7 protein-coding genes are annotated in these 7,048 nt (G+C 38.9%); all 7 read right to left on the minus strand.

Translation table 11 applies throughout. The features are described 5' to 3' along the window. Positions 1-60 precede the first annotated feature (60 nt). The 7 genes from phoU to cls all read right to left on the minus strand — a co-directional run bounded on the left by phoU (position 61) and on the right by cls (position 6,913). Positions 61-738: a phosphate signaling complex protein PhoU gene (gene phoU / locus ED2_RS13815; RefSeq protein ID WP_005880407.1), complete on the minus strand. Its 678-nt coding sequence runs from the start codon at positions 736-738 to the stop codon at positions 61-63. 12 nt (positions 739-750) lie between these two features. Then, a complete protein-coding gene (gene pstB, locus ED2_RS13820; protein ID WP_016177417.1) occupies positions 751-1,509 on the minus strand; it encodes a phosphate ABC transporter ATP-binding protein PstB in 759 nt (252 codons plus the stop codon). A 15-nt stretch (positions 1,510-1,524) separates the two neighbouring features. Further along, positions 1,525-2,331: a phosphate ABC transporter ATP-binding protein PstB gene (gene pstB / locus ED2_RS13825; RefSeq protein ID WP_016177416.1), complete on the minus strand. Its 807-nt coding sequence runs from the start codon at positions 2,329-2,331 to the stop codon at positions 1,525-1,527. A gap of 14 nt (positions 2,332-2,345) precedes the next feature. After that, the gene (gene pstA, locus ED2_RS13830; protein WP_016177415.1) at positions 2,346-3,230 is read right to left on the minus strand and encodes a phosphate ABC transporter permease PstA; all 885 of its coding nucleotides are present in this window, start codon (positions 3,228-3,230) and stop codon (positions 2,346-2,348) included. Further along, a complete protein-coding gene (pstC, locus tag ED2_RS13835; protein ID WP_016177414.1) occupies positions 3,230-4,150 on the minus strand; it encodes a phosphate ABC transporter permease subunit PstC in 921 nt (306 codons plus the stop codon). The genes pstA and pstC overlap by 1 nt, the downstream gene beginning before the upstream one ends. 117 nt (positions 4,151-4,267) lie before the next feature. Continuing rightward, positions 4,268-5,122 (minus strand): phosphate ABC transporter substrate-binding protein PstS, encoded by an 855-nt coding sequence (locus tag ED2_RS13840; RefSeq protein WP_016177413.1) that lies wholly within the window; start codon positions 5,120-5,122, stop codon positions 4,268-4,270. A gap of 342 nt (positions 5,123-5,464) precedes the next feature. After that, entirely contained in the window at positions 5,465-6,913 is a 1,449-nt protein-coding gene (gene cls, locus ED2_RS13845) for a cardiolipin synthase (protein ID WP_060789900.1), read from the minus strand. Positions 6,914-7,048 lie beyond the last annotated feature (135 nt).

Genomic DNA, 7,048 nt, shown 5'->3' on the forward strand with positions numbered 1-7,048 from the left:
CCGAAAGACCACAAAAATCCGGATTTGGATTTTATGGCTTTCATCTTTTTTGATTCATTTTTAAAAAATCTCATTGTGGTTCGTATTCAATTCTGTGATTTTTCCAGTAGCCAAGTAGACGATCCATTCACAGATATTCGTTACATAATCACCGATACGTTCTAAGTAGCTAGCAACATTTAAATAATCGGTTCCGCTGATGACTGTTTCAGGGTTTGCTTGCATATTTTTTATTGTAGCATTATAAATACGGTTGAAGTAATCATTGACGCGCTGATCCATGTTTGCGATCGTACGTGCATCTTTTTCGTCTGTTTTCACGTAAGCGACTAACACATTGTCCACCATTTTTTTTACGTAATCTGACATATCTGAAATTTCTTTCTCAATGTCTGGGATCCTCGTTTGTCCCTTCACACGGATCGTAGACTTAGCAACAGATACAGCGTGATCGGCCATCCGCTCTAAATCAGAACTAGCCTTCATCACAGTAATGATCATCCGCAAGTCCGTAGTAACCGGTTGTTGTAAAGCAATCATCTCAAAACTTTTTTTCTCTAGACGTGTTTCCATATCATTGATTTTGATATCATTTTCAATGACTTCTTGCGCAAGTGCTTTATCGTGTTTGATATAAGAACGAACGGATTTATGCACTGCACTACTTACCATCATCCCCATCTCATAAAATTGATTATGAAGATTCAGTAATTCTTCTTCAAATTGTGTCCGTAACATTTCATTTCCTCCCTATCCAAATCTTCCTGAGATATAGTCTTCTGTTTCTTTTTTTTCTGGATTCATGAAAATCTTTTTCGTGTCATTGAATTCGATCAAATGTCCATCTAAGAAAAAGGCTGTTTTATCCGAAATACGTGAAGCTTGAGACAGATTATGCGTAACTATAATCATAGTATATCTTTCTTTTAATTCCAAGAGCATACTTTCGATTTTCCCAGTCGATACTGGATCTAGCGCACTTGTTGGTTCATCAAGCAAGATGATTTCTGGGTTGACTGCTAATACTCGGGCGATACAAACCCGTTGTTGTTGCCCACCTGATAAAGATAACGCACTTTTATGCAATTTGTCTTTGACATCTTCCCACACTGATGCAGCTTTTAAACTTTCTTCGACTACTTGGTCGAGAACTTTTTTGTCTTTTTCACCTTTTAACTTTAGTCCATAGATCACATTTTCATAGATTGAGAATGGAAACGGATTTGGTTGTTGGAATACCATGCCGATTTCTTTTCGCAATTCAACGATATCTGTCTTTGGTCCATAGATATCTTTTCCTTTATAAAGCACACTACCGGTGATCGTGACACCTGGAATCAGGTCGTTCATCCGATTCAAAGAACGCAGATAAGTTGATTTCCCACAACCGGAAGGACCGATCATTGCTGTGATCTCACCCTGATTGAAACTTAAATCGATCCCCTTCAATGCTTCTTTTTTTCCATAATATAAGTGAAGATCTTTTGATGAAATTATTTCTTTTGCCATAACGAGTCCTCCGTCTTAACCAAAGTGACCGGACACATAATCTTCGGTTGCCTGAATTTTTGGTCTGGTAAATATCTTGTTCGTCTTATCGTATTCGATTGCTTTTCCTAGATAGAAGAAAGCAGTATAATCACTGATACGTGCAGCTTGTTGCATATTATGCGTCACGATGATGATCGTGTAGTCTTCTTTTAAGTTAACTAATGTTTCTTCGACTGTTCCTGTAGAAATCGGATCTAATGCACTTGCTGGCTCATCTAACAACAGAATATCTGGTTTCATTGCGATAGCGCGGGCGATACATAATCGTTGTTGTTGTCCTCCAGATAGAGCAAGAGCACTTTTATCCAAGCTATCTTTCACTTGATCCCATAGAGCAGCTTGTTTCAAGCTAGTTTCTACGATCTCATCTAATTTCTTTTTGTTTTTTTCACCATGTTGTTTCAGTGCAAACGTGATATTTTCATAAATAGATTTACTAAACGGATTCGGTCGCTGAAAAACCATCCCGATACGTTTACGCATTTCATATACATCGATTTGCGGTGCATTGATATCTACATCTTTATACATGATCTTTCCAGTGACTTTCGTATTCGCGATCCCGTCGTTCATCCGATTCAATGAACGTAAGTAAGTTGATTTTCCGCATCCAGATGGCCCAATCAATGCAGTGATCTTATTTTTCTCAAAAGCTAAGTCTACCCCTTTGATTGCTTCGTTATCGCCATACCAGACATGAAGATCATCCGTATACAAAGCGACTTCTTTTTCTTGTCCCATTGTGATGATATTTGTTTCATTCCAATTATATTCTTTCATCTTACTTCTTCTCCTTAAGCTGAAGTCATTTTACGGTATAAACGTTTGCCGATCGCACGTGCAGCAAAGTTGAACAATAATACAGCGATGATCAAAACTGCTGATGCCCCTGCTGACACAGCAACGCCATCTGGCATCGTTCCTTCCGTATTGATTTTCCAAATGTGAACAGCTAATGTTTCAGCTTGACGGAAAATGCTGATCGGACTGGAAACACTTAGTGGATTCCAGTTTGAAAAATCAAGTGCAGGTGCACTTTGTCCAGCTGTATAGATCAATGCAGCTGCTTCTCCAAAGATTCTTCCTGAACTTAAGATGACACCAGTCAATATCCCAGGCGTTGCTTCTGGAACAACGACTCGGATAACTGTTTCCCAACGAGATAAGCCTAATGCTAATCCTGCTTCTCTTTGTGTGTAATGAACAGCTTGTAATGATTCTTCGACTGTTCTTGTCAGTAAAGGTAGATTGAATACTGTTAATGCCAGTGCCCCAGAGATGATCGAAAAGCCATATTGGAATTGAATAACAAATACTAAAAATCCGAATAGACCGACAACTACTGATGGTAAAGAACTTAGAATTTCGATCGAAATGCGGATGATATCTGTCACCCAATTTTTTCCAGCGTATTCAGAAAGATAAATACCTGCTCCAAATGAGAGCGGGAAACTGATGATCATTGTAATGATAAGTAAGTAAATCGAGTTGAATAACTGGATGCCGATCCCACCACCTGCTTGGTAAGCTTTAGATGGTTCAGTCAGAAAGGCCCAAGAAATATGAGGTACCCCTCGAACGAGAATATATAAGAGTAAAGCCGCTAAGATCAACACGATGATCCCTGAAATCACGTAGAGGATGCCTGTGGCGATTTTGTCAGAGCGTTTTGCGTTCATTATTTCAGTGCCCCTTTCTTACCGATCATTCGAATCACGATATTAAAGAATAATGACATCAATAGTAAGATCAATGCCAATGACCATAAAACATTGTTCTCAGTCGTTCCCATGATCGTATTACCGATCCCCATTGTTAAAATAGATGTCAATGTTGAAGCTGGTGTCGTCAATCCTGTCGGCATCAACGCAGCGTTACCGATAACCATTTGAATTGCTAATGCTTCACCAAATGCACGAGCCATACCAAAAACGATGGCAGTCAATATCCCTGGTATAGCGGCACGTAAAACTACTTTATAGATCGTTTGCCATCTTGTCGCTCCCAACGCTAAAGATGCTTCACGATAATGTCTTGGTACTGCCTTTAGCGCATCGACCGTCATTGTCGTTACTGTTGGTAAGATCATGACGAAAAGAACAAAAGTCCCTGCTAGGATACCAAATCCTGTTCCGCCAAAAATACTACGGATGAACGGAACAACGACAGATAAACCGATGAACCCATAAACAACAGATGGAATACCGACCAATAGCTCAATGACCGGTTGCAGAATTTTCGTTCCATTCTTTGGAGAAATCTCCGTCATGAATACTGCTGCACCGATTGCAAAAGGAGTAGCGATGATCGCTGATAGGAATGTGACGATGAACGAACCTGCGATCATCGGCAATGCGCCTACCATCGGTTTTCCATTTGCCCCTACTTGTCCTGGATTCCAGTTTGTGCCAAACAAGAAATCAAACACATTGATTTTATCGACAAAAAAGGTTGCTAAACCTTTACTGGCAACAAAATAAAAAATTGCTAACACTACGACAACGATCAGCGCGATACAGAGAAAACTGATAAATTTGCCGCGTTGTTCCATTTTTGAACGTTTGGATTTTGTTAATAATGCTTTTTTCACATCTTCCACAGATGATTCCCCCCTAATCAGGTCTAACATACTTATTCAGTGTACAAAGTGAACATCAATTTGAGTTTAATAACATGTAAAATTTATGCTAAGTTTGTAAATTTTGTGTAAAGGCAGTTATTTTACAATGTTTCCTTCCCAATCTCGCTCCACTTCCATCTTTGAAACAGGGATATAACCTAATTCTCCAACAATATTATTCTGTACATCGTCAGAAAGAATGTATTCTAGAAATTCTTTTGTTAACTCTTTTGGCTGGCTCTTTGTATACATATGTTCATACGCCCAAATCGTCCATTTATTCGTTGTGACGTTCTCATCTTTAGGTGCGACACCGTCAATACTCAGTGTTGCTACATCATCTGTTACATACGAGAATGCGACATAGCTGATTGCTCCCGGCGTATCTGCAACGATCTGCCGTACCATCCCGCTTGAGTCTTGTTCCTGTGCGCGGATAGCTGTTTCACCATCTAATACCCATTTCTCAAAGGTACTGCGTGTACCGCTTCCAGAAGCGCGATTTAAAATAACCACTGGTTGATCTTTTCCACCAACTTCTTTCCAATTCGTGATCTCACCGGTAAATATTTTTCTTAAATTCTCCATAGAAATGTCTTTGACACCGACACCTTTGTTCACAATCGGTGTTATCCCCACGACAGCTACACGATGATCCACTAAAGCAGAAGCATCGATCCCTGATTTTTCTTCTGCAAACAAATCTGAATTTCCAATATCAACTGCGCCTGATTGGACTTGTGACAAGCCTGTACCGCTTCCTCCCCCTTGTACATTGATGAATTTTCCGGGGTTTTCTGTTTGATAACTTTCTGCTACCGTTTCAACTAAAGGTTGTAGTGCAGATGAACCGACAGCGGTGATCGACTCGCCACGATCAATCCATTTGGAACAACCAGATAAAAGAATCGTTAATCCTATTATGGGTAAGAGTAATTTTGATTTTTTCATTAGAAATCTCCTTCAATCCTAAATTAAGTTCATTTTAACATTTTAGCGAATACTTGAAAACGAATCGAATTCATTAAATAACAAAAAATAATTATATAAATAAAAAAAATACTATCTCATTGAGTGTTTCTATGCTATACTGGCTTTGAAATGTGTCTCTTTAAAAAGCATATATTGATTTATTTCTTGCTTTCCCCAAAAAACAAGAGATACCCCAAAGTCAATCCGCTCATGCGAGACGCTTTCTCCATTTCTGACAGACTACAGAAATGGCTCCGACAAAAAAGGACATAAGACGACGTCCCTGACGTGCGTTTTATGTCCTTTTTGAATTGATCCTTATTATAGTAATGGCGAGATCAAGCGTGCTAATCCCTCTTTGAATTTGATGATCGTTCCACGTTGTTCATATTTTTCTTTCGTTAATGGTTGCGAGACTTTTGAATCATCAAAAAAGGCTTTTCGCACTTGTGAAGCCATTCGTTCATCATAGATCAAAGCATTTACTTCGAAGTCGAGTCTAAACGATCGAACATCGATATTCGCTGATCCAACTGAAACGACCCCATTATCAATGATCATTGTTTTCGCATGGATAAATCCATTTTCATATGTTTCGATCACCGCACCGTATTCAAGTAGTTCCGCCGCAAAAGAGTATGTCGCCCAATAAACAAGAAGATGATCTGGTTTATTAGGAATTTGCATATGGACCTTCACACCTGAAAGCAAAGCCAATTTTAAGGCTTCATGAATTGATTCATCCGGTATGTAGTACGGTGTCTGTATCAATATCTCTTTTTTGGCTAAAGAAATCATCTTTAGATAGGTCATCTTGATTTGTTCATGCTCCGTATCTGGGCCACTCGTTACAATTTGCAGTGCCATATCTCCACTCGTTTTTATTTGTGGAAAGAACTTTGGATCATAACTGACTTCTTTCGTATGTTGTGAATTCCAATCCATCAAAAAGCGGTTTTGTAACGTATATACGGCTTCACCATGAATCCGTAAATGGTTGTCGCGCCAGTAACCAAATTTTTGCACTTGTCCCAAGTATTCATTTCCCACATTGAATCCGCCAGTGTATCCAATCTTCCCATCGATCACAACAATTTTACGATGATTTCGATAGTTGATCCGTGGATTGATATAAGGTACAAACAATGGGAAAAAGAAAGCGACCTCACCGCCAGCTGCTTTCAAGCCATCAAAAAAACTTGCCGTTACTTGCGTTGATCCCCATGCATCTAAAAGGACTCTTACTTCAACGCCTCGCTTTGCCGTATCAATCAATGCGTCTCGAACCTCAACTCCCAGTGTATCGCTTCGATAGATATAATATTGTAAATGGATATGATCGGTTGCCTGTTTGATATCTTCCAACAGCGCATCAAACTTCTCTCGTCCATCCGTAAACAAAGTAACTTTATTTCTTGTCGTATACAGCGTACTTTCAAAAACAGTCAACATGTAGATCAACTGCTTTACGTCTACCAGTCCTGTTGGCGGATGAGGATACAATCCCCGCATCAACGCTTGTTTATCTTCCTCGATCTCAAGGTTTTTCCCGATCTTACCTTGGAGTTTAAAATCGAAAATCTTGTCTTTAGAAATCCCTCTTCCTAAGAAAATATACAAAATAAAGCCAACGATCGGAATAAACATCAACACTAACAACCATGCCCATGTTTGAGCTGTTTCTTTTCTCTCACGAAATACGATAACAAAGGATAATAAAATATTTAGAATCAAGATAAAGGTAAAAAAATTATCAACAATCAATCCCATAGTTTCACCTCTTTACTTTTTTACCTACTTAAGAATAACTAAGTTGTTTTTTAAAGTAAAGCGAAAGTATAAAAATGATAGGAAACAAAGAAGCAAAACAGGAAGAACTCCCCACCTAGTAGGATGAAGAATTTT

Origin of the sequence: Enterococcus durans NBRC 100479 = LMG 10746, assembly GCF_001544215.1 — a bacterium.
GTDB lineage: Bacteria > Bacillota > Bacilli > Lactobacillales > Enterococcaceae > Enterococcus_B > Enterococcus_B durans.